Raw genomic sequence first — 24577 nt, forward strand, 5'->3', positions numbered from 1 at the left:
ATCGGCTTCTCGGTGGTCTACAAGGCTTTGGACAACCTGGGCGCCTTCAAGCGCTGGTTCGGCTATCAGCCTAATACAAAGGCCGCGACCTTGATCTTCGGCCTCCTGCATGGTTTCGGCCTGGCCACCAAGATCCAGGAGTACGAGATTTCGGCGGATGGCCTGATCCCCAACCTGATTGCCTTCAACGTAGGCGTCGAAATCGGCCAGCTTTTGGCGCTGAGCGCAATCCTCATCCTGATGGGGTTCTGGCGCAGCACACCAAGCTTCTGGCGCCATGCCTATACCGCCAACGTTGCCATGATGAGCGCCGGTTTCCTCTTGATGGGTTACCAGATTACCGGCCTGTTTATCTCTGCTTAAGGACCTTCGATCATGTTCAATTCTCCACTTCCTTCGGCAAGTGAACTGCCGTCCAGCCGTCAACTCGTCCGTTCCTCTGTTATCGCGTTTGCCGTTGCGATGGGGCTGCTCGTTACCGTTGTAATGCCATCGGAATACGCGGTGGACCCGACAGGCGTCGGTCGTGCCATGGGCCTCACCCAGATGGGGGAGATCAAGATCACATTGGCTCAGGAGGCTCTGGCTGATGAGTTGGCTGCGCAACAGGCCAAAGCACCTGTTGCCGCGGTAGCGGCTACACCGGCTCCGGCTCCTGCACCTGTTCAGGCACCTGCACCGGTTCAGCAGCTTGCAGCTGTGCAACCCGCTCAGCCAGCCGCTCAAAAGTCAGCCGCGAAGTCTGACGAGGTTACGTTGACCCTCAAACCTGGCGAGGGTCGTGAGATCAAGCTGGAGATGCTCAAGGGCAGCGTGGTTTCTTACCAATGGACGGCCTCCGGTCCAGTCAACCACGATACCCACGGTGAGACTTACAACGCTGCGCAAGGCGATTTCCACAGTTACAGCAAGGGGCGTCAGGTCAAAGGCGATAACGGCGAGCTGACAGCGCTGTTCGATGGAACCCACGGCTGGTTCTGGCGTAACCGCACCTCGGGCAATGTGACCATCGCGCTGCAGACATCAGGCGACTATCTGAACGTCAAGAAGTAAACCGCGACCGGCGCCCATGTCGAGTGCGGGGGGCCGGTTTTACCTACAGTCAATTTTCCGGAATTTTGCCAAATGGCTATCAAACTGACCCGTTCCATCATGATGATCTGCTTGCTCGGCCTCTTGACCGCCTGTGGCGGTACAGAAACCGAGGGCACCTCTGGTTCAGAGGGCCATGGGCACTCTCACGAGTGATTGAACGTTGCGGGGTCGCTCGGCCCCGCAACTGTCTCCGTTCATCCCCCATCGATAGGCCACCACGCTAATTACCTGACGTGTAACAGGTGGGGTGATCAGGTTGAGCTATAACCCGTAATGCACATGTCAGAAAGCCTGGGAGAGGGCCTCACATGCGTTTACGGGACTTTTTCGTTGGAAGGGATGCAACTGCGCGCCTTATGCAGTTCGATTTGCTGCGCTGGTTTTCCATTGTGAGTGTCCTGATCATCACTCTGGTCGCATTGGGCCTGGGTTTCATCGCCTCTCGATTCGTTGTGAACGAAAGCATCCAGCGCGATGCGGCCCTCACTGCACAATTCATTCAGTCGCTGGCTTCCAGTGAGTTGAGCAAACATTACTTGCCAAACCGTCAGATGGGGGAGGTGTTGGACCCTCGGGCCGATATCGTTCTATCGAACCAGGAGCGCATTCGGCGACAAACTGCCCGCCGAGAGTTTCTGGCACACATCGACAACATTTCGAAGCAACCTGATTCGTTACTGATCAACATCTACGCCCCTGACAACGTCGTGATCTGGTCAAGCAATCCAGCACTGGTCGGCATGCAAATATGGGATGACGAGGAACTGGCCCGTTCCTTCGCAACCAGAAAGCGTGTGTTCGCGACCTATCACAGTGCGGTACCTGAAAGAGAGGAGCAGAACTTCCCAAGGCCTCCACAAGGGCTGTTCATTGAAAACTACATTCCCATGCTCAATGCTTCTGGCGAAGCGGTTGCCCTTATTGAAATTTACAAGGAGCCCTCGGATCTGATCGCCAGAACGCAGCGCGGCTATTTGTTGATGTGGCTGGCCACTTCGATTGGGGGAGCGCTGATCTACCTGGCTTTGTACCGGGTCGTGCGGAAAGCGGCAGGCCTTCTCATCGCCCAGCAAAAGCAGATTATCGAAAATGAAACGCTAGTCGCGATGGGTGAGATGTCTTCCGCTGTTGCCCATAGTCTGCGTAATCCTCTGGCGAGTATTCGATCGAGTGCGGAGCTCATGCAGGCGATGGCACCCGATGGGCTGCAACGTAACCTGAATGACGTGATCAATCAGGTTGATCGCATGTCGCAATGGGTCCGCGACCTCCTTGTGACATCCGGCCCATCAGCCGGAGCCAGCGAAAACGTTGATCCCATGGCCGTGGTAGAAGAGTCTTTGGCTTCTTTCCAGTCGCAAATCCGCAGTAGCGGCGTTGAAGTTGAACTTGTAGCAGCCAATGACCAGCCAGCGGTTCTGAGCCAGCGCCTCCTGCTCCTGCAGGTCCTGAACAGCCTGTTCTCCAACGCTCTTGAGGCAATGCCAAAAGGGGGCCTTCTCACCATCGAAGTGCTCAGACATTCCTCCGAACCGAAACTGACCATCGCGATCGCCGACACCGGTAGCGGGATGTCGGTATCACAACGCAAAAGGCTCTTTCAGCCATTCACAACGACCAAGCAAGGTGGTTTGGGCATTGGGTTGGTGATGGTCAAACGCATCATGGAGCGCTTTGGTGGACAGGTAGACATCCACAGTGCGCAGAACGAGGGGACCCAGGTTCGTCTTACTTTTGCCCTTGCGGCTCAGTGATGAAGCCTGGGTGATCCCTCAGCATTTCATGACGAGGACTTGCGATCGAGTTGCTCCAGGCAACTACCCATTGACTGCCCTAAACGATCAAGAAGCATGCTGTAACCACCTGCTTGAGGCGTGATCCCGTAGCCGAGGGCATCCAGCTCAGCGAAGCGCACTGGCATGCCTGCAGCAATGGTCTCCGCCAACTTGGGGCGTACGGGTGGCTCATAGAAAATGCAGCTGGCACCTGCATCTTTGAGCAGTGCTTTGAGCTCGGCGACATGTCGGGCTCCGGGTTGAATCTCGTTGCCTATCGTGAGGATGCCTCTGTGCTTCAGTCCATAAGCCTCCTCGAAGTAATCAAAGGTCTGATGGAACAGGAAGAATGGCTTACCTGACAGAAGGGCCAGGCGACGTTTCAAATCCCCATCCTGCTGTTCTAGACGTTCTCGGAATGCTGCGAAATTGGCTTGATAGCGCTCCGCATTTTGCGAGTCTGCGATTGCTAAATCGTCTGCCATTTGCTTGGCGATGATCAATGCATTCCCCGGGTTCAACCAGAGGTGAACATCGATGGAGCCCGGGCGGTGAAGGTCGTCGTGGGCATCATCCGGATGCTCGTCAGGGGTTACCTGATTGGTTTTCCCAAGTTGGCTATCGCCAAAGTGGCGGACATGCAGACCGTCCAGGTTTTGAATCGAGACGGTTTTGCCGCGTCGGGCTTCTAGTGTTTTACTCAGATAAGTTTCCAAGTCCGGACCGATCCAGTACACCAGGTCGGCTTGTTGCAAGTCCCTCACCGTTGACGGCTTGAGCGTAAAGCTATGTGGGGAGGCACCCGCCGGCACGACCGCGACAGGCTCGCCTAATCCGTCCTGCACTTCCGCCGCGATCAGTTGCAGAGGCTTGATGCTGGTCACCAGGTTTACAGCGGCTGACGCCTTGAGGCTTGCCATCCCCAGCATCATTGCAGCACTGATCATTAACGCGTTCTTGAGCATTAAACGTCCTTCAAAAATTGAACAGCCAGACCCAGCAGAATCAGCAACCCGGCCATTTGGGGTGATCATCATCGATCACGAATGTGTGGGCATGTGCCTTACCTTCAGCAACATGTGGGTGGTTTTCCGGCAAGTCGACATGAGAATGCGCGACCACCTCTTCGTCATACTCCGGTCGCCATATCTGCTTGCTCAGAATCCAAGCCATTGCTGCGACAAGCGTCAGGCCAATGAAAGACGCGGTCAGGCTAACGCTAGCGCCTAGCCACCCAGCCAGGGGGTAGGTGATCAGCCAGCAAGCGTGGGACAAGGCAAATTGCGCAGCGAATAATGCTGGGCGGTCTTGGGAAGTTGATGAACGACGCAAGATGCGTCCTGATGGGGTTTGAGCAAGGGAGTAACCAGCTCCCAGTGCAACCCACAACCCCACGAGGCTCCAATAGCTGTTCACGAAGGTCCCGAGCAGCAGGCCTACGACCAAGACCGCGCCGCCAGCGAGCATCGCCTTTCGGTCATCCAGACGTTCAAGCAGGCGTGGGAGTGCCAGTGCGACGATCATTGATCCTGCACCAAATGCCATGAGCGCCATTGCCGTTGAACTCTGCGGCAACCCGAAACGAGATTGAACAAGCACGACGGTATTGACGATGACCATCGCGCTGGCTGCCGCGACGGTCAGGTTCAAGGCCAACAAGCCACGCAGTCGTGGAGTGCGCAGGAAGATCCGCATACCTTTGGTGGTTCGCTCGTAGATGCTGCGTTTGGGGCCGCGTATAGCAGCGGGCAGAACCACTGTGGCTACCATCGCGGCAGATACCAGGAAGCCCACGACAGTGCCGGCAAACAGGCTGTGGAAGCTGACCACGGTGAGCAGCAGCGCTGCGAGCATCGGGCTGATGACACTTTCCAGGTCGTAGGCTAGTCGAGACAACGACAGCGCTCTGGTGTATTCGCGTTCGTCGGGCAGGATGTCTGGAATAGTTGCCTGGAAGGTTGGGGTGAACGCAGCAGAGGCGGACTGCAGGACAAAAATGAGTACATAGACTTGCCAGATCTCCGTAACGAACGGCAGCAGCAAAGCAACCGCGGCTCTCACCAGGTCCAGCGTTACCAGCATGGCTTTTCTAGGCAGGTGCTCCGCGAACGCAGCCGCAACGGGTGCGACGCCGATGTAAGCCGCCATTTTGATCGCCAACGCGGTACCCAGTACTGCGCCTGCCTGGGCGCCCGCCAGATCGAAGGCCAGCAAGCCCAAGGCAACGGTGGCTAACCCGGTACCCACCAGTGCAATGACCTGAGCCAGGAACAGGTGTCTGTAGGTTCGATTTTTCAGGACCGATAGCATGCAAACCTCCCTGCAGTGCTGTTTTCCTGGCCGCGATATGGCATCGCAGGCAGCGTGAATTGGTTATAGCGTATCCCCCTGGGGGGGATATGGTCAATCCAGGCTTAGTCAGGGGCATGCACTTTCAGGGGGCAAGGTGCTTGTTGAGGAGCCGGCCAACGATGTCAGCCGGCAACCGGCATCAGATACGCAACATATGAACTGCCAGACCGGCCAGGGCACAGGCAAGCAGTACCTGGATGACGCCACGCTTGAAGCGGAACAAGGCAATCGCTGCAGCGATCGCGATCAGCGCTGAAGGCCAGTCGAATGTTCCAGCGAACCCCTTTGGCCAAAGCACGTGGTAGCCGAAGAACAGCGCCAGATTCAGGATTACCCCCACAACTGCTGCGGTGATGCCGGTCAGTGGTGCGGTGAACTTCATCTCGTTGTGCGTCGACTCTACCAATGGGCCACCGGCGAGAATGAAGATGAACGACGGCAGGAAAGTGAACCAGGTGACGAGGCTCGCCGCGATTGCGCCGGCGAGGAACGGGTGTTCTGCGCCAAACATTGGATGCACGTAACCCCCGACGAAGCCTACGAAGGCGACTACCATGATCAGTGGCCCTGGCGTGGTTTCCCCTAAGGCGAGGCCATCGATCATCTGGGTGGGTGTCAGCCACCCGTAGTGCCCGACAGCGCCCTGGTAGACATAGGGCAGCACAGCGTATGCACCGCCAAACGTCATCAGGGCGGCCTTGGTGAAGAACCAGCTCATTTGCGTCAGAGTACCGTCCCAGCCAAACGACAGCGTCAGCAGCCCCATGGGCAGGACCCAGAGCGCAGCACCGACCAGCAGTAGTCGCAGCAGGTGTCCCCAGCTGAAGCGGGCATGCTCAGGCGTTGGGGTGTTGTCATCGATCAGGGCAGGTCCATAGCTGTTCTTCGTGGCGCCATGGCCACCTCCGATCACGAATTTACTTGGAGCAAAGCGACCGCCTAAATAGCCAATGATGGCGGCTACCAGCACGATAAGCGGGAATGGGGCGTTGAGGGCAAAGATGGCCACGAACGAAGCGGCGGCCATGGCCCACAGCCAGCCGTTCTTCAGTGCACGCGACCCGATCCGGTGAGCCGCGTGAACGACGATGGCAGTGACCGCCGGTTTGATGCCATAGAAAATCCCAGCCACCACGGGCACCTCACCGAAGGCGACGTAGACCCAGGACAAAGCGATCAGGATGAACAATGACGGCAGCACGAACAACGCACCGGCAATCACACCGCCCCATGAACGGTGCATGAGCCAGCCGATGTACGTGGCGAGTTGCTGAGCCTCTGGTCCAGGCAACAACATGCAGTAGTTGAGCGCATGCAGAAATCGCTTTTCGCTGATCCACCGCCGTCGCTCAACCAGCTCCTGATGCATGATCGAAATCTGCCCGGCGGGTCCACCAAAGCTGATGAAGCCCAGCTTGAGCCAAAACAGAAACGCTTCAAACAAGCCGATCGGCTGCTGAGCAGCTTGCGACGGAGGCTGTTCGCTGACTGCGGAGGTGGTATCAACCATTTTGTTTTTCCTCACTTGCGAAAGCCGTCAGCAGGCCATCGAAGATGCCTCCGGCGACCGTTGTCAGTTGATCGTCATCGCCAATGCTTTCTCTCAAACCCGCGAGGACGCGCTCGATGCCAGGTGCCTCGGAGGGCTGGCTTCCACCTACATCCAGGTAATGAACAACAGCTGCCAACCGAGACAGGCCTGGTTGTTCAACCGCAAAGCTTTCGATGAGGGTCTCGAACGACACCCGCTGGCCGACATGGCTGAACCTCGCGCCATCGAAGTCGAAGCCCAACGCATCGGTCGGGCAGTCGCTGGGACTTTCCAGCCAAAGGAATTGGGCGTCAGCATCGATGAAGCGACGGATGAGCCAGGCACACGCCAGCCTATCCACCCAGGGGCGTTTTCGAGTCGCCCAGCGGCGACCCAGGTATTCGCTGCGCTCAAGTCTGATGATTGTCTCGTCGTGCGCACTGGGCTCATCGGATGACAGTGCACGGCTGATTGCGGTCTCAAGCGCCTGCAGGGTCGAGTCAGTCTGAGCCTTGAGCACGCCAGGGAAGAAATCGATCGCCGCCAATTGGCTGAAAGCCTTTCGAAGCTTGCGCACCTGCCGCGCGGTTTGCAGGGCGTTGTCCGGTGAAAGATCCGCTCGGCAGCCTGCAATTTCTTCCATCAGCTTGGCGTAGTCCTCGCTTCTGTCGAACAACCCACTGAAGCGCTCCTCACGCTCAGGCAGAGACAGCAGAAATGCCGTGCCATTGATCGCCAGCACGTCTCGTTCCACGGCTTCGAACGCTTCGCGAGCCGTGCTTTGTTGTGGCAGCAGGTATACGCCATCTCGTAGTACTGCAGCACCAGAAGCCTTGAGGGTTCGCCAAGCGCGCATTCGCTCCGTGGCGTTAGCCGTGGGAAGCCCGAGAATCAGTAGCGACCATTCGCTCATGTAGAATACTCAACAAAAAATGTATCTGTATCTACATTAGGTCTTGAGTCGGTCGAAATCAACGAGTAAATGCCCGCATGCGCAAAGCCCGTTGAGCAGCGTGGCGGCGCCGACGCTATCCACTTGAACTCTGGTGCTGGAGCGCTGAATGGTGCCCCAGGGCTACTTCTTCAGCCCCTTCAGTCTCGCGGCAGCTTTCTGCACGGCGGCCATCTTTTCTGGACGTTTCATGCGCTTCCACTTGCGGATCTCATCTTTTGAGCGCCCGCAGCTGACACAAAGATCTCCCTTCAATTGGCAGAGTGAAATACAAGGGTTCTCGATTTGCGAAGCCATTGATGAATTACCTGTGGGTCTGAGTCGGAGTGTGCGAATGCCGGCAGCAAGTGTGGCCAGCACCCACATATCTCACTCGAAGGACATTTGTGGTCAGGTTTCATGGAGCGGCAGTAGCCGCTCGTGATTCCCTCATTGCGGCATTGGCCATCAATGGCGACGACCGCAACGGGAGCGCCAAACGCGCAAAATGCACGATTGGATGACATCCCTCGTTAGCTAGTGAGTCCGATCCAGCCGTTGATACCCACGTAGATGCCTACGGCGATGATGATCATGCTGGACAGGTACGGTGCTCGACGAGCCACAGCTCCCAACCAGGGCCAGCGATTGGAGGCGCGTTTCGCTCCGACCGCTGCTGCGACCCCAACAGTTACCAGGGTCATGGCGAGGCCGATGCTGAAACACAGTACCAGCACGGCCCCGAGTGCGATTTCCTTGACCTGCAGGCACAGTAGCAAAACAGTGATCGCTGCCGGGCATGGGATCAGGCCGCCAGTTAAACCGAACAGGATGATCTGGCCGGTAGTCACATCACGGTTGGCGAAACGCTTTTTGATGTCGTTTGCATGGGCGCGCTCGTGCGCATCCTGATAGCCATCGACGCTCAGTTCGAGCTGATCGAGTTCGCCATGGTGGTGGTGATCATGCGCTTCGGCAAACTCCAGATCGTAGTCATGAGCATGGTCGGAATGACCCAAGGTCAGGCGTACTGAAAACTCATGAGGCTCAGGAATCGAGTCAATGGATTCCAGGAAGCCGTCACGTTTCTCGAAGGCGAACGACATTGTTTCACCGTTCGGCCGAGTCGTGAGGGCCTTAACTTGAGCGGCCTGCCATGGATGGCCATCTAAGGTTTTCAGTCGCCACCGAGGTGGTTGCCCGATTTCAAATATCGACAGTTCAACACGTCCATGCCCAGTGTCGACGCGGCGTGTCTCATCATGGGCATGCTCATGGCCGTGATCGTGCCCGTCACCTTGCTCGAATTTCCACATTTGCTCTCCGCGCCAGGTGCGCAGAAGCATCCACAATGCGACGGCGATGATGATGGCTGCTGAGCCTAGCTGGAAGTAGGGCTCGGTGGTTTCAGCATCAAGGTTGCCGCCCAGGTACATCCCTGCCATGGCGACGAGCCAGACCACGGCTGTATGGGAGAACGTGGCAGCCAGCCCCAAGAGAGCCGCCTGCTTGGCAGTTCCTCGCACAGCGACGATGAAGGCTGCCATCATTGTTTTGGAGTGCCCTGGCTCAAGGCCATGCAGGGCGCCGAGCAGGATGGCGCTTGGGAAGTAGAGCCAAGCGTGGGCGGTACCCTGCTGAAGTAGTTCTGCGAAACCCATGGTGAGACCTCTGGAGTAGTGCCAATAGCGCGTGAGGGCGGCAGTCATAGAGGCCGCCCTTTAAATTGTCGTACGATTGGGTTGAAATCGTACCCTTAAAATACTATCCCCCAGTAGGGGATATGAAAAGAGGTTGTCATGTCTCACACCATGAAGAATCAGCGTCAGTTGCTGACTCGGGTCAAGAAGATCAAAGGGCAGGCTGCCGCCCTGGAGGCAGCGTTGGAGCAGGAAAAGGATTGCCTGGGAATCCTTCAGCAGATTGCCGCGATCCGGGGGGCGGTGAATGGGCTGATGGCCGAGGTGGTGGAAGGCCATATCCGTGAGCATCTGGCGGCAGAGCATCTGGATGCGGCTCAGCGACTAGAGGAGGCAGACAAAATCTCCTCGGTACTCAGGTCTTACTTGAAGTGAGGAGCTGACCTAGCAGGTCGGGTAGTCGGTATGGCGGAGTGGGATGGTAGAAACGAGAAAAGGCGCCGAGGCGCCTTTGATCATCGAGCAGCAAAAAATAGGTAGATGAACAGCACATCTATCAGCTCAGGACTGGCTTTTAGGGCCCTCCTTTTGCTGGGTGGACGAAGGCTTCGACTGCTCTGCCTCCTTTTCCTTCTCGCCCCAAAGGCGTTTCTGGTCATCGCGGAATTCTTTGTTGAATTTCAGTGAGCGCTCGGCCCCGCCCTCTGCAAAGGCTTGGCCGCTGATGCCCACTGCCATTACGCCAATCAGGAAAAGGTTAGTCAGTCGCATATCAAACTCCGGGGCTGGATCGGTAGTGATCTTGAGGTTTCGATACCCTGAAGCTTAAAGACCTGTCTCTGACGAGAGCGTGAGGCGCGAATTACAATGTTGAAAGACGACGCCGTATGATTGAAGAGATGAACAGGCTTCAGGCCTTCGATCCATCGGAAGGCCTTACGTTGGGATTAGCTTGTGAGGCCGGGCGCTAGGTCACAGATGGCTGGTCGGAAAGCTGAGATGGAACCAGGTATACCTGTCACCGCTGACTTCAACCTTGGCAGTGCCTTGGTGCAGGCTCATGATGGAGCGCACGATCGCTAGACCGAGACCTGTGCCCCCCTCGCTACGTGCTCGGCCTCTGTCCACGCGATAGAAGCGCTCAAACAGATGAGGCAGATGTTGATCGGGAATACCGCGTCCAGGGTTACCGACGCTCAACTGAATCTGATCGCTGCCACGGTGGACTTTGACCTGGACCGATTCGCCTTTCGGGCAATAACGAATAGCGTTGGATAGCAGATTCGAAACTGCTCGCTGGATCATGAGTCGGTTGCCATTCACGACATCGGCGCTCCCTGAAATCTGCAGTGCTACTCCGTTTTCCTCGGCCGAGAAGGCAAACAGGTCGCAGACCCTCTGCACTTCATCCACCAAGGCCACGGTCTCAAATTCCACCAAGGCAGCTGGCTGGCTCACATGGGCCAGGAAAAGCATGTCCGCAACCATGCGCGTCATGCGGTCCAGCTCCTCCAGGCAGGATTCGAGCACATCACGGTATTCAGCGGATGAGCGTTCACGCGACAACGCTACTTGTGCTTTCCCCATGAGATTTGACAGCGGTGCCCTGAGCTCGTGGGCCAGATCGTCCGAGAATTGCGAGAGTTGCTGTACCCCACCATCCAGGCGATGGAGCATAAAGTTCATGCCATCCGCCAGATGTCGAAGCTCTGCCGGCAGCTTGTCAGTGGGCAGGCGGTGGCCCAGATTGTCGGTGGAAATCTTGGACGCTACCTTGAGAAAACGGGTCAACGGCAGCAAGCCACGTCGGACAGTCCACCAGGCCACAATCAAAATAACGGCCAGAATGAACGGTGATGCGGTCAGCGCCCAAGTGACCATGGCGCCCAGGAGCTGTGCGTCCGACGACTCGTCCACAGTCATGTAGACGCCAATCTGGGTGCCGTCTTTCAAGCGCATGATCTGCGCCGCACTGAGCATCGGATTTCCCGATTGATCCTGCCACTCATGGAAGGCCAATTCGTCCCGAGCAGGGAAGCGATGGAGCTCGAAACTCACTTGTTTGGAGCCGATGGTCAGTAATGGAGCCTTGCTGTCAGCAGAGTCGAAAATGCTGACATACAGATTGTTGTGCCCCATCGCGAGATCGACGAGCAGGTGGGAATCAGCGGTCACCCCCGATACATCTTCGATGGTCGCAATGTTATGGGCCATGCCGCTCATTTTGGTTTCAAGCGCTGAACGGGCCGTGCTCTCCAGCGCTTGGCCGAGCATCACATAGCCAATGGACGCGCACAGTACCAGAAGAAGCACGCTCATGAAGCCGACTTTCAATCCCAGCTTGGCAGCCAGGCTCAACTGCCTCATGAGCGGTCCTCTACCACGTACCCAACACCGCGCATCGTATGGATGAGCTTGACCTGGAACGGGTCATCGATCTTCGCACGCAGGCGCCTGATTGCAACGTCGATCACGTTAGTATCGCAATCGAAATTCATGTCCCACACGAGCGAGATGATCTGGGATCGCGTCAGGGCTTCGCCTGCGCGACTCATCAGCAGGTGCAGCAGGGCAAACTCCTTGGTGGTCAACTCGATGCGCAGGTCGCCGCGAAATGCGCGGTGACGGCCGGGGTCAAGCTCCAGGTCGGCGACCTTGAGCGTATTGCTTTCAATCATGTCATCGCCGCGGCGCTGGAGTGAGCGGACGCGAGCGAGCAACTCCGGGAACTCGAAGGGCTTCACCAGGTAATCATCCGCTCCGCCGTCCAAACCCTTGAGCTTTTCATGAAGCCGGCCTCGTCCGGTGAGCATGATGATGCGCACGCGGCTGGTTTTCCTGATGGTCTCCAGCACTTCCCAACCATCAACTTCTGGCAGATTTACATCGAGAATGACCAGGCCGTAGGTGTTATGGTTGAACAGGTGAAGAGCGTCTACGCCATTACTTGCACGGTCAACGATATAACCGCTCTCGGTCAATCCTTGCTGAAGATATTCGGCAGTTTTAGTTTCATCTTCCACAACTAGAACGCGCATATTTGATCTCTAAAATTCGTCAGTAAAATATTGCTTGCGGTCAATTAAATATTTTTTCATGTGTTTCAGGGTGTGTCTTGCTTGGGGCTTCAAGCGCCCGCAGGCCGCGTTGAGGGTGATCTTAGCGCGAAAAAAATGCGGCCGGGCAATTCCTACAAATTTGTAATTCACCCGTAACGTTCCTGATAGTCGCTGCCCTCTAGAATCGGAGCAGTAGAGGAGTCTACGACACTTCCCTTCCGCGCATAGAGTGCAGCAGACGAGCGGGTTAAATAGTTAGCCCCAATAGTTGTGCACGCCTTGCTTATCTTCAAATCCTCAAACAGGTCGAGATCATGTCCTTGTTATGGCGCTTGACGGGGAACTTCTGATGAACAATGAAAGATACCTGCGCTGTGTAAAGAGTCTCTCTTTTTTCACCGCAATTATTATTTCCGGGCCCGCCATGAGTGCTGAGAAGTTCTCTGTTGCAGAAGACCAGATTCAGGCTTTGGGTATCAAGGTTTCACCGGTCCAAAGCATGAAGCAGACGGTCAGCAGTCGTTATCCTGGCCAAGTTGTCGTGCCGCCAAAGGCTGAACAGATCGTCAGCTCCCCGCTGGAAGGTGTTGTCGTTCAGTTACTGGTGGGCGAATACCAACCCGTACGCAAAGGCGACCCCGTAGCCAGGCTTTCCAGCCCAGCCATGAGCCAGCTTCAGTTGCAACTGTTGCAGGCTGCGTCCCGTGCAACGCTTGCCCGTCAGGCCTATTCCCGTGAGCAGACGCTTTTTGATGAGGGGATTATTCCCAAGCGCCGGGCTCAGGAAGCACAGGCCACGCTGAAGGAAGCCGAAGCGACGTTGGTCCAGACGAAAGCGGAGCTGGCGTTGGCAGGTCTGACCCCGCCGATGATGGAGCAAGTCGTCCGTTCAGGTATTCCATCTGACCGGATAATCCTTACCGCCGTCCAGGATGGGATCGTCAGTGCAATCTCCGTTCGCCCTGGGCAGCGTGTAGATGGCGCTACATCGTTGCTCAACATCACCCAGGTCGACGCCCTGTGGCTGGATGTGCAAGTGCCTTCTCAGGCCAGTATCGGTATCCAGCCCGGTGCACCGGTAACGATCGTCGACAAGAATGTGAGCGGGCGAGTGATCAACCTGAGTCCGACCGTTACAGCAGACAACCAGTTTGTAGTGCTGCGGGCCGAGATCGAAAACCCTGGGCGCGCTATACGCCCGGGTGAGTTGGTAACTGTCGAGATCCCGGTCCAGTCCGCCGGTAATTCTTGGGATATCCCCATCTCCGCAGTGGCGCGCAACAAGGCTGACTCCGTTGTGTTCGTCCGTACGCCTGAGGGTTTCGAAGCGCGCCCTGTGAAGGTTGAGGCCAGTGCCGGGCAGCTTGTGCGCGTGCAGGGCAACATCCGTGAGCAGGATCAGGTTGCCGTTGCTGGCGTTATTGCGCTGAAAGGTGCCTGGCTGGAAGAGGACGGAGAGTAATGCTGAGCCGTCTCATTCAATTCTCGTTGTCCCAACGCCTGTTCATGGTGTTGGCGACAGTTCTGCTGACCGCAGCGGGCTGGTACGCCTACCGCGGTCTTCCTATTGACGCATTTCCGGACGTTGCCAGCACCCAAGTCAAGGTGATCATGAAGGCGCCTGGCATGACACCTGAGGAAGTGGAAAGCCGCATCGCGGTGCCCATCGAAGTCGAGATGCTGGGCATCCCGAAAACCAAGATTCTGCGTTCTGTTACCAAGTATGGCCTGGTCGACGTCACCATCGATTTTCAGGATGGCACGGACATTTATTGGGCTCGCCAGCAGGTGTCCGAACGCTTGGGCAACCTGACTGACAGCCTGCCCAGCGGTATCAGCGGCGGTATGGCCCCCATCACTACGCCGCTGGGTGAGATGTTCATGTTCACCGTCGATAGCGAGGCCATGTCGCTGGTCGAGCGCCGTAGCCTGCTGGATTGGGTCATTCGACCTGCATTGCGCACGGTGCCCGGCGTCGCTGATGTCAACTCGTTGGGTGGCCAGGTTCGTACGTTTGAAGTGCTGCCGGACCCCGTTCGCATGGCTGCCAATGGTGTCAGCCTGCAGCAACTGGCCAACGCGGTGAACACCAACAACCGCAATGATGGTGCCGGACGCCTCGGTGAGGGGGATGAAGTTCTGCTGGTTCGCAGTGAGGGGAGCATTCGCACCCTGGATGACCTGCGGGCTGTCGTGGTCAACCCCAGTGACTCGTCACCGGTTCGCGTTGGCGACCTGGCCGAAGTCCGCCTTGGCACCCTGACGCGCTATGGCGTAGTAACCCAGGACGGTAAAGGTGAAGCCGTTCAGGGCTTGGTGCTGGGCCTTAAGGGGGCTAATGCCCGTGAAGTTGTCAGCGGTGTTCAGCAAAAGCTGAAGGAGCTGGAGGCCACTTTGCCTCCTGGCGTCAAGATCACCAGTTTCTATGACCGATCTTCCCTCGTGGACAAGGCCGTAGGTGCCGTATCCAAAGCACTGATTGAAGCGACCGTATTGGTCGTTCTGCTGCTGGCATTGTTCCTTGGTAACGTTCGTGCAGCATTGACCGTGGCCTTGGTACTACCGCTTGCAGCGCTGATCACCTTCATCATGATGCGTTTCTTCGGCATGTCCGCCAACCTCATGAGCCTCGGCGGGTTGGCGATCGCGATCGGCATGCTGGTCGATGCCGCAGTCGTCGTTGTGGAGAACATTGTCCAGCGCCTGGCCACAGACACTTCCGGTGGGAAGTTGCCACGGCTGCACATCATCTACCGAGCGGTTCGCGAAGTAGCAGTCCCCGTCACCTCAGGCATCTTGATCATTATCACGGTGTTCCTGCCGCTGCTGACGCTTCAGGATCTGGAGGGCAAGTTCTTCGTTCCGGTTGCACTGACGATTGTCTTCGCACTGGCAGCTTCGTTGTTGCTCTCGCTGACTGTGATTCCCGTCTTGTCTTCCTATCTGCTGCGAGAGGTCAAGCATGAAGACCCCTGGTTGGCACGCAAGCTATTGGGTGCGTATGGCCCCATCCTTGAGTGGGGGCTTGCTCGCCAGAAAGTGATCGCAATCATTGCCGGCGCCATGTTGGTGGTAGCGGGGCTCGTTTACACACAAGTGGGCAAGACCTTCATGCCGACCATGGATGAGGGCGACCTGATCGTGGGTATCGAGAAGCTTCCCTCGGTGAGCCTTGAACAGACGGCCGAGCTGGATAAGAAGATCCATCAATCCTTGATGAAGGCCATCCCTGAGATTCGCGGCATCGTTGCGCGGGCAGGTTCTGATGAAATCGGTCTCGACCCCATGGGCCTGAACCAGACCGACACCTACTTGCTGCTCAAACCAATGTCGGAATGGCGGATGGACACCAAGGAAGAATTGATGGAGGAGATCCGCAAGGTCCTCGATCCAATGCCTGGTATCGACTACAGCTTCACCCAACCGATCGAGATGCGCGTCTCTGAGATGATCATCGGTGTGCGGGGTGACTTGGCCGTCAAAGTGTACGGACCGGATCTGGCAACCCTGAATCAGCTCGGTGGCAAGATCGAATCGCTGCTCAAGACCATTCAGGGTAACCAGGATGTGTACACCGTTCAGAACGACGGCGTGCAGTACCTGCGGGTCGAAATTGACCGCCTTCAAGCGGGCCGTTTCGGGCTGGATGTCGAGACGATCCAGGACGCGCTGCGCGTGCAGATCGAAGGGCGTCAGGCCGGGCTGGTCATTGAGGGTAACCAGCGTACCCCGATTCTCATCCGCTCCGCCGAGTCGGTACGCAATTCGCCCGCGGAATTCGATGCCGTACGTATTACTACACCTGATGGCAAGACCATTCCACTGAGCGCCGTGGCCAAGCTGGAGCGTGCCGATGGCCCAGTGAAGATCGACCGTGAAATGGGCAGTCGCTACAGCGTCGTCATCGCCAACGTCAGCGGAAGAGACCTTGTCGGCTTCGTCGAAGAAGCGAAAGCGTTGGTCGCTCAGCAGGTTGAGCTACCCAATGGCTATCGCATCAGCTGGGGTGGGCAATTCGAGAACCAGCAACGCGCCGCAGCACGGCTTTCCGTCGTGGTTCCGGTGGCGCTGGGCCTGATCTTCGTCCTGCTGTTCTCCACCTTCGGCTCGGTTCGCCAAGCGCTCTTGATCCTGAGCAACATTCCATTCGCGCTGGTGGGCGGCATCGTCGCCCTGTGGGTTACTGGAGAGTACCTCTCGGTGCCTGCGTCGGTCGGTTTCATTGCTTTGCTGGGTATTGCAGTGCTCAACGGCATCGTTCTGGTTAGCTACTTCAACCAGCTTCATGGCGAAGGCTTACCGATGAGGGAGGTTGTACTTCAGGGCGCACGCCGACGACTTCGCCCGGTATTGATGACGGCGTCGATTACGGCATTCGGTCTCGTCCCGCTGCTGTTCGCCACGGGACCTGGATCTGAAATTCAACGACCTCTTGCCATCGTTGTTATTGGTGGTTTGATCACCGTAACAGCCCTGACCCTGATGTTGCTTCCCATCCTCTATCTGCGTTTTGCACATGCCAAAAAGGAGACTGCCGATGCCTGACATCTGGTTGACGCTGCTCTGCACCCCGAGCCTTGAAGAAAAAATCATCGACCATTTGCTGGTGTCAGTCGGCACGAGGATCTTCACCAGCGCTACTGTCGCTGCCCATGGTCTGTCCACGGATGCCCTGAATCCAGTTGAACGCGTGATGGGGCGTGCCCGTGCCGTGCAGATCCAATTGGTCGTTGAGCAACAGCATCTTGAGCCGTTGCTGGACTCGCTCAGGCAGGAGTTTCCCAACACGGGCGTGCGCTATTGGACAGTTCGGGTCAGTGAGTTTGGGGAGTTTATGTGATGAAACGCATTTTACCCCTGGTGGTTCTGATGGGACTGAGTTCCGTTGCAGGCGCTCAGCCAGTCGCACCCATGAACATCCTGCCCAAACCTCTGGCGATGTCGTTGCTCAATGCGGATCCGCGCGTCGCGTCGGCCAGATCGACCATGGATGCAGCCATGCTTGAGGCGGGGATTATTCGTAAGTCGCCCTACGAGTGGAATGCGACAGCAACCGGCCAGCAGCGGCGTGTCGATGCTGGTCCCAACTACAACGAGTGGAACGTTGGCATTCAGCGCACCATTCGGCTGCCTGGCAAAGGCCAGGCAGACCAGGATATCAGTGGTGCCACGGTCAAATTGGCGGATGCGACTTATGGTGAGGTACGTCACGAGACTGCGCGTGAGCTCATGACGATGTGGCTCGATTGGCTGGCCTCTGAACACGCTCTCGAAATCGCCAACAAAGGGTTGGCCTCGGCCAAGGAAAGTCTTGCTGCGGTTGAAAAGCGTAACCGTGCGGGGGACGCATCGAAGCTTGATGTCAGTCTCGTGAAAGCCGAAATTGCTGATCAACTTCGCCAGGGTAACGAGGCGAAGGTCAAAGCTGCAGCCAGTTGGGCGACGTTGTCACGGCGATTCCCGGGTATCGACCGAAAGGTCGTGGCTTTACCGGTGCCATCGTCAGAGCTTGGTCAGTATGAAACCTGGCGTGAGCGGATCCTCGCCGAAAGTGATGTACTGCGCAGGGTAGAGGCCAGCTTGCTGAAAAGTGAAGGCCAGTCGGCACGTGCCAAGGCAGACAAGATCCCAGACCCGACGCTGGGTGTGTTCACTGCTTCGGAGCAGGGCGCTAGGGAAAGAATCTACGGCGTGACCTTCAGCATGCCGATTCCAAGCGGTACTCGCAGTGCTCGTTACAGCCAGGCAATGGCCCAAGAGAGTGCTGCCCGCCAGGACGTAGACCTCATCAAGCGAGAACTGGAAGCTGCGATTGCCAGTGATGTGGAGATGGCCTCAGGCGCCTATGAAAACTTCCGCATTGCTACAGAGGGGGCTGAGGCCATGGCTCAGAACGAGGCACAAATGCAACGCGCCTACGAATTGGGTGAGGCTGACCTGCAGTCCCTGCTGCTATCTCGACGTCAAGCAGTGACATCGGCATCGAATGCACTGCAGGCGCATGTCGATACTTTGCGGACTCACTTGTCACTGCTGATCGATGCCCATTGGATATGGGGGTTGGACGAAAGCTGAGCACGCTCGTTTAGCCTGAAGTGCCCGGCAGGGAGTGCCGGGCCATCTGTCAAAATCGTAATGAACTTATCATGCTCCAGTTAGTTTTGGGCAGTAATGATAGGAAGCGGTCGCCACTCAGCAGTTGAATAATAAATGGCCGGCCTATTCCTACAAGAAACTGCCATGGTACGGAGCAATCATGAAGAAAAGTGCCACGCTTTCACTTGCTGTTTTATCCGCGTTAGCAGGTGCCAGCACGCTTACAAACGCAGCTGAAACCACTGAAAAAGAAGGCTTCATTGAAGGTAGCAGTCTGTCCGTCCTGAACCGAAATTTCTATTTCAACCGGGACAATCGCAACGGAGAACGAGGCGCAGGGGGCGCTGGATATTCCGAAGCGTGGGCGCATGCGGTTATTGCTAAATTCGAGTCCGGCTTCACTCAAGGTACTGTGGGTGTGGGTGTTGATGCTTTCGCCATGATCGGGTTGAAACTCGATACGGGCGGTGGCCGTAACGGTGCTCGTAGTTCGTTCGATGTGCTGCCTGTTGACAGTGAAGGTAAGGCGCGTGACGAGTACACCAAGGTTGGCGGCGCAGTAAAAGCCCGCGCCTTTGATACAGTTATCAAGGCGGGCGACGTGTTCCCGGCCACGCCTGTCGTCTCGTTTGGTGATTCTCGCCTACTGCCAGAATCGTTCCGAGGCGTTACCTTCTCTAATACCAGCTTGAAGGGACTTACCCTGCAGGGTGGTCGTCTGCACTCCATGAGCCAGCCTGTCTCAAGCGATATGAGAGACACGTTTGCTACCTTCTACGCAGGACCAGTCAACTCTCCGTGGGTTGGCTACTTCGGCGGTGACTATGAGCTCAACAAGTACACGACTGTCAGCTTGTACACCAGCCGCCTGAAAGATGCGTGGGACCAAAGTTACTTTGGAACATCGTTCACCTACCCGATATCTGATGAGCTGGCTCTGCTGGCAGGCTTCAACTACTATCGTGCCGTGGATGAAGGCAAGAAGCTGCTGGGTGAGTTCGATAATAACATTTGGAGCGGCAAAGTCGGTGTGCGCTTCGGCGCTCATACGGTGTCGCTCACTCATCAACGCAATAATGGTGACGACGACTTCGACTATCTCCGTCAGTCGGACTCGATCTACCTGGATAACTCTATCCAATACAGCGATTTCAACTCACCGAAAGAGCGCTCTTGGATGGTTCGCTACGATCTGAACATGGCGAAATACGGGATTCCAGGGCTCAGCTTCATGGCACGCTACGGCAAGGGTACGGACGCTGACTACTCGAACGCAAACAATGTGTATATGCGTCGAGATGCGGGCGGCAATCCACTCACCGACCAAAAGCGCTGGGAGCGTGATATCGAAGTCAAGTATGTCGTCCAAACCGGTTCGATGAAGGATATGTCCTTCCGTATTCGTCAAGCAAACACCCGATCCACTCAGTTCGAGTCTGATCTCGATGAGTTCCGCCTGATCGTGGAGTACCCACTCAGTATCTTGTAAGAATTGCGCGGTCTTTCAAAATTGTAATTGATCAATCATGCTGCTGTTAGTCTGACTTTGCTAATTTAGCACCAGGCATCAAGAGCATCTCACTGTGAAATCTTGCTCTCGTTTTTCACGGTGGTCTGATGTGGTGGCGATCGTCGGCACATCTACGCATTCACCTTTGAAGCACAAGTGCTCCTTTGGAAAAGGTGAATTTTGGCGCCCTTAATGGGCGCTTTTTTTTGCATGGAGGAAAATATGAATATTTTGAAAGGTTTCGTCGCTGCCGCACTATTTTTTTTCGCCGCTTCCGTCAGTGCGCAGAACAACGTTAAAGACATCAATGCCCGACTGGAACAAGTCGGCAAAGACGCCACCGCTCGATATGCTCAGAGCCTTAATAAACCTATGCCAGAGCTGAAGGATTATCGTTATGGCATGGACATGGATATTGCTAAACTGGTGCATGTCTCGCAGAATGTCATGTATTGCGGAAACGTCCGAAGCATCATGAGCTTTGAAGATTCGAAGGGTGAGTTGCATATGGTGAGATATATTGTTAAGGGTAATTGCTATAACAATAAATAAAAATGTAGCTGGTTTGGTGGTTGCTCGCCAAAAATGGTTGTCAAAAGTTTGAGCTTAGTCATCCCAGGTTTACAAATTTTTCTGATTTTACAGTGAAAAATGCATCCTAGGGCTGAGCGAGCCCCAGTTCGCTGGCAGGTGGTGAAAAGGGATAGCGGAGAGTTTCAAGACGAAAATTCTGCGGAGGCCTAGGGTAAAGGGTCCGAATGTCAATATTCTACACGTAGCGCTGATGTACGCTGTTCGCACACCAGCGCAATTAACTTCTATCAATCTGCTCAGTGGCAGTGACGATCACCTGTCTTGTGATTTGTATGACACCCCTTGGAATCCGTCCCGCCGCTGTGTGCAACCGCGGCTACTGAAGAAAACGAAAGGACAGCGGCGATCACGAGGGAAACGATCTTCATTTTGCTCACTCCATGTGTAGTTTTGTGGTGGCAATACGCCACTCGCGAAGGATATGGCGAAACGCCGTCATTCACCAAGCCTTACTCACCGGAAGCTGATGAATGACCTGAATTTGGACCGCGTTGCTGACGTCATCTTGTGCTGCAAGTCACTGAGTCAGTCGCTACCGTCAGCCTTGAACGCGGGCCGGCGTTGACGAACAGCATGCATCAGTCGGAGGGTGCGGAGGACCCCGCGTGCAAAGAGGGCTGCACTAAGCCATAGGTAAATACGGCCTGTGTGCCGAGAATTGTGGCAGGTCAATAACCTTGTTGACTTTGACTGGCAACGTAGTCGGAAGGGCGGACCCCCCCCGATTCTACCCAGCCTTGTAAACCACTTTTTTTCACTGTAAACCACAGTGGTTTACAGTGAAAAAAAGTGGTTTACACCCTCAGCCCGAACGCAGTGGCTGTAGGGGAAAAGGCGGGTACAAAGACTGCGCAAGGTCGTGGCTCAGAAAAAACTAACCCCCTGGTGCGCAGTACAGATCAAAGGAACCTGTCCGAGGCGTGGGGGCTAATCTCGGTATTGATGCTAACACGAGACTGCAGTGGTCGACAGCTGCTTGAAATGGCGATGCGGTTGTCTGTGAGTGCGGCAGGGGGAGCGGAGTATGCCGGCTCGGCCACAGTTCTCTGGTTCACTCATCAGCCTGCGCGATAGACAATTCGCTGACTGCAAGGGAGCCTCATAACCCTGACTGGTTCCTCATATCGAGTACCGTTGGCGAGATCGATCAAGAACATTAACCGCTCATTGATCTCATGCAACTCAATGGCTTGAACAGGCACCATTGTCCACGTGCCTGAGCCATCATCGCTAGGCATTACGCTCATGACGCAAGTCACGGTCGCGTTGGCGGGAAGGCTTTCCAGTAGCTGGCGAAAGTGATCCACGCAAGAAACGAGCATCATCCGCTGAAAATCAAAGGTGTTATCCAGCTGCCTAATGCACACATACAGCCAAGGTAAGGCCAGCTCCTGCTCAACGATCGCCCATTGCCTACTGCCGTCAGGGAAGTGAAGGCTGCCGCGAAGCTCAGCGCCTGGATGAGTCACGAACATGCAGGCCACCTCGTACCGAAAATGAACACTATAGATTGTAGTTCTTTAGTGTTCAATGACGCCTCATCGTTCCTTTTGCAGGAGTCGCAAATGGAACTGAATGACGCCATGGGCCAAGCGCTACGAAATGCTCGTGTTCGTAAGGGCTTGACACAGGAGGACTTTGGCAGCATCAGCAGTCGAACCTACATCAGCTCCTTGGAGCGGGGGATGAAAGGGGTAACAGTCAACAAACTGACCTCAATTGCCGACATGATGGGTGTGCACCCGCTTAGCATTTTAGCTGAGGGTTTTTTGCTGCAATCTGGGGGCAGTCTTGACGAGCTGCTAGCCCGCGTCCGAACCGAAATTGGTGATGAGCACTGAAGACTCAACATTGTAGGCTTAGCCTGCTGATGCAGACTGCAGCTGGTGAAATATGCACATACAGAAAAGGTAGTTAGCAGCCTTTGCGACAGGCCACTAACACCTCAAAGCCGCATTCCTCTCGGCAATCTGGAGCGGGGTTGGAAAAGCTGTCCACCCTCGCGTACACGCTCATGTGCCTGGTTAGCGGCATGCATTGACGCATCAGCGCTTGTGGGGGGCGAATTGAAAACTCCATTCCCAGATAGAGGTCATGACTGTTCAAGTCGGACGAAACCCCTGGTCACGGGCAGGTAACATCATGGTCAACTCAAGCCCAAATTCCCAATCGTAGGTTTATAGGCTCAGGGTCAGAGCTTCTTCATGCCCACCCGCCGGCGCATCTCGGCAGTAATCGTCTGCCGGGTTTTCTTTATGTCCGCCCAAGGTTCATTGCCTACTTCAGCCAATCGCCCAAGCACATTTTGTATGTTCCACAGGTTACCGCCCTTAAGCTCCTTCACTTCTTCTCGAAATATCGGAACCGACACAGGCAGCCCCTCGCGGGTCCGCGCTGCGTAGGCGCAGATCGTGGTCGCGCCCAATCCGTTGCGCAGGTAATCGATGAAGATCCGCCCGACACGGTTTTTCGGCCCTGATACTGCGGAAAATCGCTCAGGCAGCATTTTAGCCATGTGGCTGACGATAGCGTGGCTGAAGTTCTTGACCTCATCCCAGCCATGCTTGCGGGTCAGCGGTACCACCAAGTGAATTCCCTTACCGCCGCTAGTCTTGAGGAACGCCTTGAGCCCCAACTCATCGAGCACTGTGAGTGTCAGCTGGGTGGCTTCGACCATACTTTTCCATGGCAGCGCCGGGTCCGGGTCGAGGTCAAGGACGAAGCGGTCAGGTTTGTCGAGATGGTCCGAGGTGGCGTTCCAGGTATGTAGCTCGACTGTGTTGATCTGCACCGCCCCTATTAAGGTCTCGACGTTGTTAATGACCATCATTGGCTGGCCCGTGAGTTTATGATCGAGGGAGATGATGCCGGGAACCTTAAGGCGCTCGGCGTTCTTCTGGAAAAACAGTTCTCCGGTAATTCCATCAGGCGCTCGCACTAAAGCTACAGGGCGGTCCTTGAGCTGCGGGAGAATCCACTCGGCCACGCTTGCGTAATATTCCGCGAGTTGGACTTTGGTTGTGCCGCTGGTAGCGTCAATGACGCGATCCGGGTGGGTGATGTGTATCTTGCTATGTTCAGAATTGATCTGAGACGGCGCAGTCGGGGCCTTCTTCTTGGCTGAGGAAGCTTTGGCATCGATATTTTTCCCATGGATATTTTTAATGATAGTCGGCTGCTCCACCGTGATGTCGCTGGCAGGCTTGTCATCACGAAGGCCATGGAACACCGCATGACGCACCGAGCCGTCCTTGGTCATTTCGGCATAGGCCACTTCTGCCAGCAACTGCGGTTTAAGCCAATGCACACGAGTGAGCTCTGCACTTCTGGGCGGGTTAGCCACTGCAGGTTTCTTGGTTCGGAGAGGCTTGATTCGATCATGGATGCTCTTGAGAGTCGCCTCCGTAAACCCGGTGCCGACTTTGCCGACGTAGCGCAACTCACCGCTGTCTCGATCATGCAGCCCCAGGAGCAGGGCGCCGAATGCATTGCGTGAGCCTGTGGGATCGGTGAAGCCAACGATGATGAATTCCTGGCGACGCTTACACTTGAGTTTAATCCAGTCACTGCTGCGCCCAGAAGCGTAGGACGAGCCGAGGCGCTTGCCGATCAGACCCTCCAACTGCATATGACAGGCGCTGGTGAGCAAGTCATTAGGGTCTTCGATGAAGGCCTCGGAAAAACGCAGTAGGGGCTCTTTGCCGGACTTTAGGATCGCCAAGAGCGCAGCCCGGCGTTCCTCGACCGGCACCTCGCGCAGGTCCACGCCATTGAAATAGGGCAGATCGAACAAGTAATAGAAGATATTGCCACTCTGGCCTGCCTCGAAAGCGTTTTGCAAGGCCTGAAAATCCGGTATGCCTTGGTCGTCGATGACCACAATTTCACCGTCTAGCCAAGCTGAATTCAATCCTAAGGAAAGCAATGCCTTGGCCTGCCTTGGCAATTTGTGGGTCCAGTCGTGCCCGTTTCGTGTAAAGAGTCGAACCTTTGT

24 protein-coding genes are annotated in these 24577 nt (G+C 55.9%); 11 read left to right on the forward strand and 13 right to left on the reverse strand.

What is annotated here, in order from left to right; translation table 11 throughout:
- From APH35_RS25040 to APH35_RS25050, 3 genes are all read left to right on the forward strand, one after another.
- Window positions 1–363: HupE/UreJ family protein (locus tag APH35_RS25040; RefSeq protein WP_177335395.1), on the forward strand; the 363-nt coding region annotated here is incomplete at its 5' end.
- Window positions 364–375: 12 nt separating this feature from the next.
- Window positions 376–1053: a hypothetical protein gene (locus tag APH35_RS25045; protein ID WP_023629704.1), complete on the forward strand. Its 678-nt coding sequence runs from the start codon at window positions 376–378 to the stop codon at window positions 1051–1053.
- A gap of 350 nt (window positions 1054–1403) precedes the next feature.
- The gene (locus APH35_RS25050) at window positions 1404–2849 is read left to right on the forward strand and encodes a sensor histidine kinase (RefSeq protein ID WP_031314779.1); all 1446 of its coding nucleotides are present in this window, start codon (window positions 1404–1406) and stop codon (window positions 2847–2849) included.
- Between the two features lie 26 nt (window positions 2850–2875).
- Here APH35_RS25050 and APH35_RS25055 read toward each other — a convergent pair whose 3' ends face one another.
- The 6 genes from APH35_RS25055 to APH35_RS25080 all read right to left on the reverse strand — a co-directional run bounded on the left by APH35_RS25055 (window position 2876) and on the right by APH35_RS25080 (window position 9345).
- Window positions 2876–3835, reverse strand: coding sequence for a zinc ABC transporter substrate-binding protein (locus tag APH35_RS25055; RefSeq protein ID WP_019751573.1), 960 nt, complete (start codon window positions 3833–3835; stop codon window positions 2876–2878).
- Between the two features lie 40 nt (window positions 3836–3875).
- Complete coding sequence (locus APH35_RS25060; RefSeq protein WP_019751572.1) at window positions 3876–5180, reverse strand: MFS transporter; 1305 nt, start codon at window positions 5178–5180, stop codon at window positions 3876–3878.
- Window positions 5181–5361: 181 nt separating this feature from the next.
- Window positions 5362–6732, reverse strand: coding sequence for a chromate efflux transporter (gene chrA, locus APH35_RS25065; protein ID WP_019751571.1), 1371 nt, complete (start codon window positions 6730–6732; stop codon window positions 5362–5364).
- The gene (locus APH35_RS25070) at window positions 6725–7666 is read right to left on the reverse strand and encodes a chromate resistance protein ChrB domain-containing protein (protein WP_023629706.1); all 942 of its coding nucleotides are present in this window, start codon (window positions 7664–7666) and stop codon (window positions 6725–6727) included. The genes chrA and APH35_RS25070 overlap by 8 nt, the downstream gene beginning before the upstream one ends.
- 162 nt (window positions 7667–7828) lie before the next feature.
- Window positions 7829–8002 (reverse strand): DUF1289 domain-containing protein, encoded by a 174-nt coding sequence (locus APH35_RS25075; RefSeq protein ID WP_019751569.1) that lies wholly within the window; start codon window positions 8000–8002, stop codon window positions 7829–7831.
- Between the two features lie 215 nt (window positions 8003–8217).
- Complete coding sequence (locus tag APH35_RS25080; RefSeq protein ID WP_019751568.1) at window positions 8218–9345, reverse strand: nickel/cobalt efflux protein RcnA; 1128 nt, start codon at window positions 9343–9345, stop codon at window positions 8218–8220.
- Between the two features lie 138 nt (window positions 9346–9483).
- Between APH35_RS25080 and APH35_RS25085 the strand changes: the two genes are divergently transcribed.
- Window positions 9484–9759 carry a metal/formaldehyde-sensitive transcriptional repressor gene (locus APH35_RS25085; protein ID WP_019751567.1) on the forward strand — a complete coding sequence of 92 codons (276 nt, stop codon included), beginning with the start codon at window positions 9484–9486 and terminating at the stop codon, window positions 9757–9759.
- Window positions 9760–9885: 126 nt separating this feature from the next.
- Here APH35_RS25085 and APH35_RS25090 read toward each other — a convergent pair whose 3' ends face one another.
- From APH35_RS25090 to APH35_RS28885, 4 genes are all read right to left on the reverse strand, one after another.
- Entirely contained in the window at window positions 9886–10095 is a 210-nt protein-coding gene (locus APH35_RS25090; protein ID WP_019751566.1) for a hypothetical protein, read from the reverse strand.
- Between the two features lie 201 nt (window positions 10096–10296).
- Window positions 10297–11691, reverse strand: a complete 1395-nt coding sequence (locus APH35_RS25095; RefSeq protein WP_019751565.1) for a heavy metal sensor histidine kinase — start codon at window positions 11689–11691, stop codon at window positions 10297–10299.
- Complete coding sequence (locus APH35_RS25100; RefSeq protein WP_019751564.1) at window positions 11688–12362, reverse strand: heavy metal response regulator transcription factor; 675 nt, start codon at window positions 12360–12362, stop codon at window positions 11688–11690. Before APH35_RS25100 ends, APH35_RS25095 begins: the two co-directional genes overlap by 4 nt.
- 9 nt (window positions 12363–12371) lie before the next feature.
- A complete protein-coding gene (locus tag APH35_RS28885) occupies window positions 12372–12533 on the reverse strand; it encodes a hypothetical protein (RefSeq protein ID WP_155738440.1) in 162 nt (53 codons plus the stop codon).
- A gap of 199 nt (window positions 12534–12732) precedes the next feature.
- On the opposite strand from APH35_RS28885, the gene APH35_RS25105 reads away from it, so the two are divergent.
- From APH35_RS25105 to APH35_RS25130, 6 genes are all read left to right on the forward strand, one after another.
- Entirely contained in the window at window positions 12733–13845 is a 1113-nt protein-coding gene (locus APH35_RS25105) for an efflux RND transporter periplasmic adaptor subunit (RefSeq protein ID WP_029380633.1), read from the forward strand.
- Window positions 13845–16928: an efflux RND transporter permease subunit gene (locus APH35_RS25110; protein WP_019751562.1), complete on the forward strand. Its 3084-nt coding sequence runs from the start codon at window positions 13845–13847 to the stop codon at window positions 16926–16928. The genes APH35_RS25105 and APH35_RS25110 overlap by 1 nt, the downstream gene beginning before the upstream one ends.
- Complete coding sequence (locus APH35_RS25115; RefSeq protein ID WP_019751561.1) at window positions 16921–17223, forward strand: DUF3240 family protein; 303 nt, start codon at window positions 16921–16923, stop codon at window positions 17221–17223. The genes APH35_RS25110 and APH35_RS25115 overlap by 8 nt, the downstream gene beginning before the upstream one ends.
- Window positions 17223–18458 carry a TolC family protein gene (locus tag APH35_RS25120; protein WP_019751560.1) on the forward strand — a complete coding sequence of 412 codons (1236 nt, stop codon included), beginning with the start codon at window positions 17223–17225 and terminating at the stop codon, window positions 18456–18458. The genes APH35_RS25115 and APH35_RS25120 overlap by 1 nt, the downstream gene beginning before the upstream one ends.
- A gap of 181 nt (window positions 18459–18639) precedes the next feature.
- Window positions 18640–19968: an OprD family porin gene (locus tag APH35_RS25125; RefSeq protein ID WP_019751559.1), complete on the forward strand. Its 1329-nt coding sequence runs from the start codon at window positions 18640–18642 to the stop codon at window positions 19966–19968.
- Window positions 19969–20211: 243 nt separating this feature from the next.
- Window positions 20212–20541, forward strand: coding sequence for a DUF2790 domain-containing protein (locus APH35_RS25130; protein ID WP_019751558.1), 330 nt, complete (start codon window positions 20212–20214; stop codon window positions 20539–20541).
- Between the two features lie 278 nt (window positions 20542–20819).
- Here the strand turns inward: APH35_RS25130 and APH35_RS29805 are convergent, their stop codons facing one another.
- Together APH35_RS29805 and APH35_RS25135 are read right to left on the reverse strand one after the other, a co-directional pair.
- Complete coding sequence (locus tag APH35_RS29805) at window positions 20820–20951, reverse strand: YHYH domain-containing protein (protein ID WP_110096711.1); 132 nt, start codon at window positions 20949–20951, stop codon at window positions 20820–20822.
- Between the two features lie 690 nt (window positions 20952–21641).
- Window positions 21642–22058 carry a hypothetical protein gene (locus APH35_RS25135; RefSeq protein WP_019751557.1) on the reverse strand — a complete coding sequence of 139 codons (417 nt, stop codon included), beginning with the start codon at window positions 22056–22058 and terminating at the stop codon, window positions 21642–21644.
- A gap of 90 nt (window positions 22059–22148) precedes the next feature.
- On the opposite strand from APH35_RS25135, the gene APH35_RS25140 reads away from it, so the two are divergent.
- Window positions 22149–22424, forward strand: coding sequence for a helix-turn-helix domain-containing protein (locus APH35_RS25140; protein ID WP_019751556.1), 276 nt, complete (start codon window positions 22149–22151; stop codon window positions 22422–22424).
- 350 nt (window positions 22425–22774) lie between these two features.
- Here APH35_RS25140 and ligD read toward each other — a convergent pair.
- Window positions 22775–24577: DNA ligase D (gene ligD, locus APH35_RS25145; RefSeq protein ID WP_060515705.1), on the reverse strand; the 1803-nt coding region annotated here is incomplete at its 5' end.

Origin of the sequence: Pseudomonas sp. NBRC 111132 (assembly GCF_001320565.1) — a bacterium.
Classification (GTDB): Bacteria; Pseudomonadota; Gammaproteobacteria; order Pseudomonadales; family Pseudomonadaceae; genus Aquipseudomonas; species Aquipseudomonas putida_P.

Coding starts and splice junctions, on each gene's coding strand:
- APH35_RS25135 (WP_019751557.1), bottom strand. CDS start 22,058: ATGTTCGTGACTCATCCAGGCGCTGAGCTTCGCGGCAGCCTTCACTTC.
- APH35_RS25085 (WP_019751567.1), top strand. CDS start 9,484: ATGTCTCACACCATGAAGAATCAGCGTCAGTTGCTGACTCGGGTCAAG.
- APH35_RS25110 (WP_019751562.1), top strand. CDS start 13,845: ATGCTGAGCCGTCTCATTCAATTCTCGTTGTCCCAACGCCTGTTCATG.
- APH35_RS25120 (WP_019751560.1), top strand. CDS start 17,223: ATGAAACGCATTTTACCCCTGGTGGTTCTGATGGGACTGAGTTCCGTT.
- APH35_RS25075 (WP_019751569.1), bottom strand. CDS start 8,002: ATGGCTTCGCAAATCGAGAACCCTTGTATTTCACTCTGCCAATTGAAG.
- APH35_RS25140 (WP_019751556.1), top strand. CDS start 22,149: ATGGAACTGAATGACGCCATGGGCCAAGCGCTACGAAATGCTCGTGTT.
- APH35_RS25080 (WP_019751568.1), bottom strand. CDS start 9,345: ATGGGTTTCGCAGAACTACTTCAGCAGGGTACCGCCCACGCTTGGCTC.
- APH35_RS25095 (WP_019751565.1), bottom strand. CDS start 11,691: ATGAGGCAGTTGAGCCTGGCTGCCAAGCTGGGATTGAAAGTCGGCTTC.
- APH35_RS25060 (WP_019751572.1), bottom strand. CDS start 5,180: ATGCTATCGGTCCTGAAAAATCGAACCTACAGACACCTGTTCCTGGCT.
- APH35_RS25050 (WP_031314779.1), top strand. CDS start 1,404: ATGCGTTTACGGGACTTTTTCGTTGGAAGGGATGCAACTGCGCGCCTT.
- APH35_RS25130 (WP_019751558.1), top strand. CDS start 20,212: ATGAATATTTTGAAAGGTTTCGTCGCTGCCGCACTATTTTTTTTCGCC.
- APH35_RS25090 (WP_019751566.1), bottom strand. CDS start 10,095: ATGCGACTGACTAACCTTTTCCTGATTGGCGTAATGGCAGTGGGCATC.
- APH35_RS29805 (WP_110096711.1), bottom strand. CDS start 20,951: ATGAAGATCGTTTCCCTCGTGATCGCCGCTGTCCTTTCGTTTTCTTCA.
- APH35_RS25115 (WP_019751561.1), top strand. CDS start 16,921: ATGCCTGACATCTGGTTGACGCTGCTCTGCACCCCGAGCCTTGAAGAA.
- APH35_RS25070 (WP_023629706.1), bottom strand. CDS start 7,666: ATGAGCGAATGGTCGCTACTGATTCTCGGGCTTCCCACGGCTAACGCC.
- APH35_RS25105 (WP_029380633.1), top strand. CDS start 12,733: ATGAACAATGAAAGATACCTGCGCTGTGTAAAGAGTCTCTCTTTTTTC.
- APH35_RS25055 (WP_019751573.1), bottom strand. CDS start 3,835: ATGCTCAAGAACGCGTTAATGATCAGTGCTGCAATGATGCTGGGGATG.
- APH35_RS25100 (WP_019751564.1), bottom strand. CDS start 12,362: ATGCGCGTTCTAGTTGTGGAAGATGAAACTAAAACTGCCGAATATCTT.
- APH35_RS25125 (WP_019751559.1), top strand. CDS start 18,640: ATGAAGAAAAGTGCCACGCTTTCACTTGCTGTTTTATCCGCGTTAGCA.
- chrA (WP_019751571.1), bottom strand. CDS start 6,732: ATGGTTGATACCACCTCCGCAGTCAGCGAACAGCCTCCGTCGCAAGCT.
- APH35_RS25045 (WP_023629704.1), top strand. CDS start 376: ATGTTCAATTCTCCACTTCCTTCGGCAAGTGAACTGCCGTCCAGCCGT.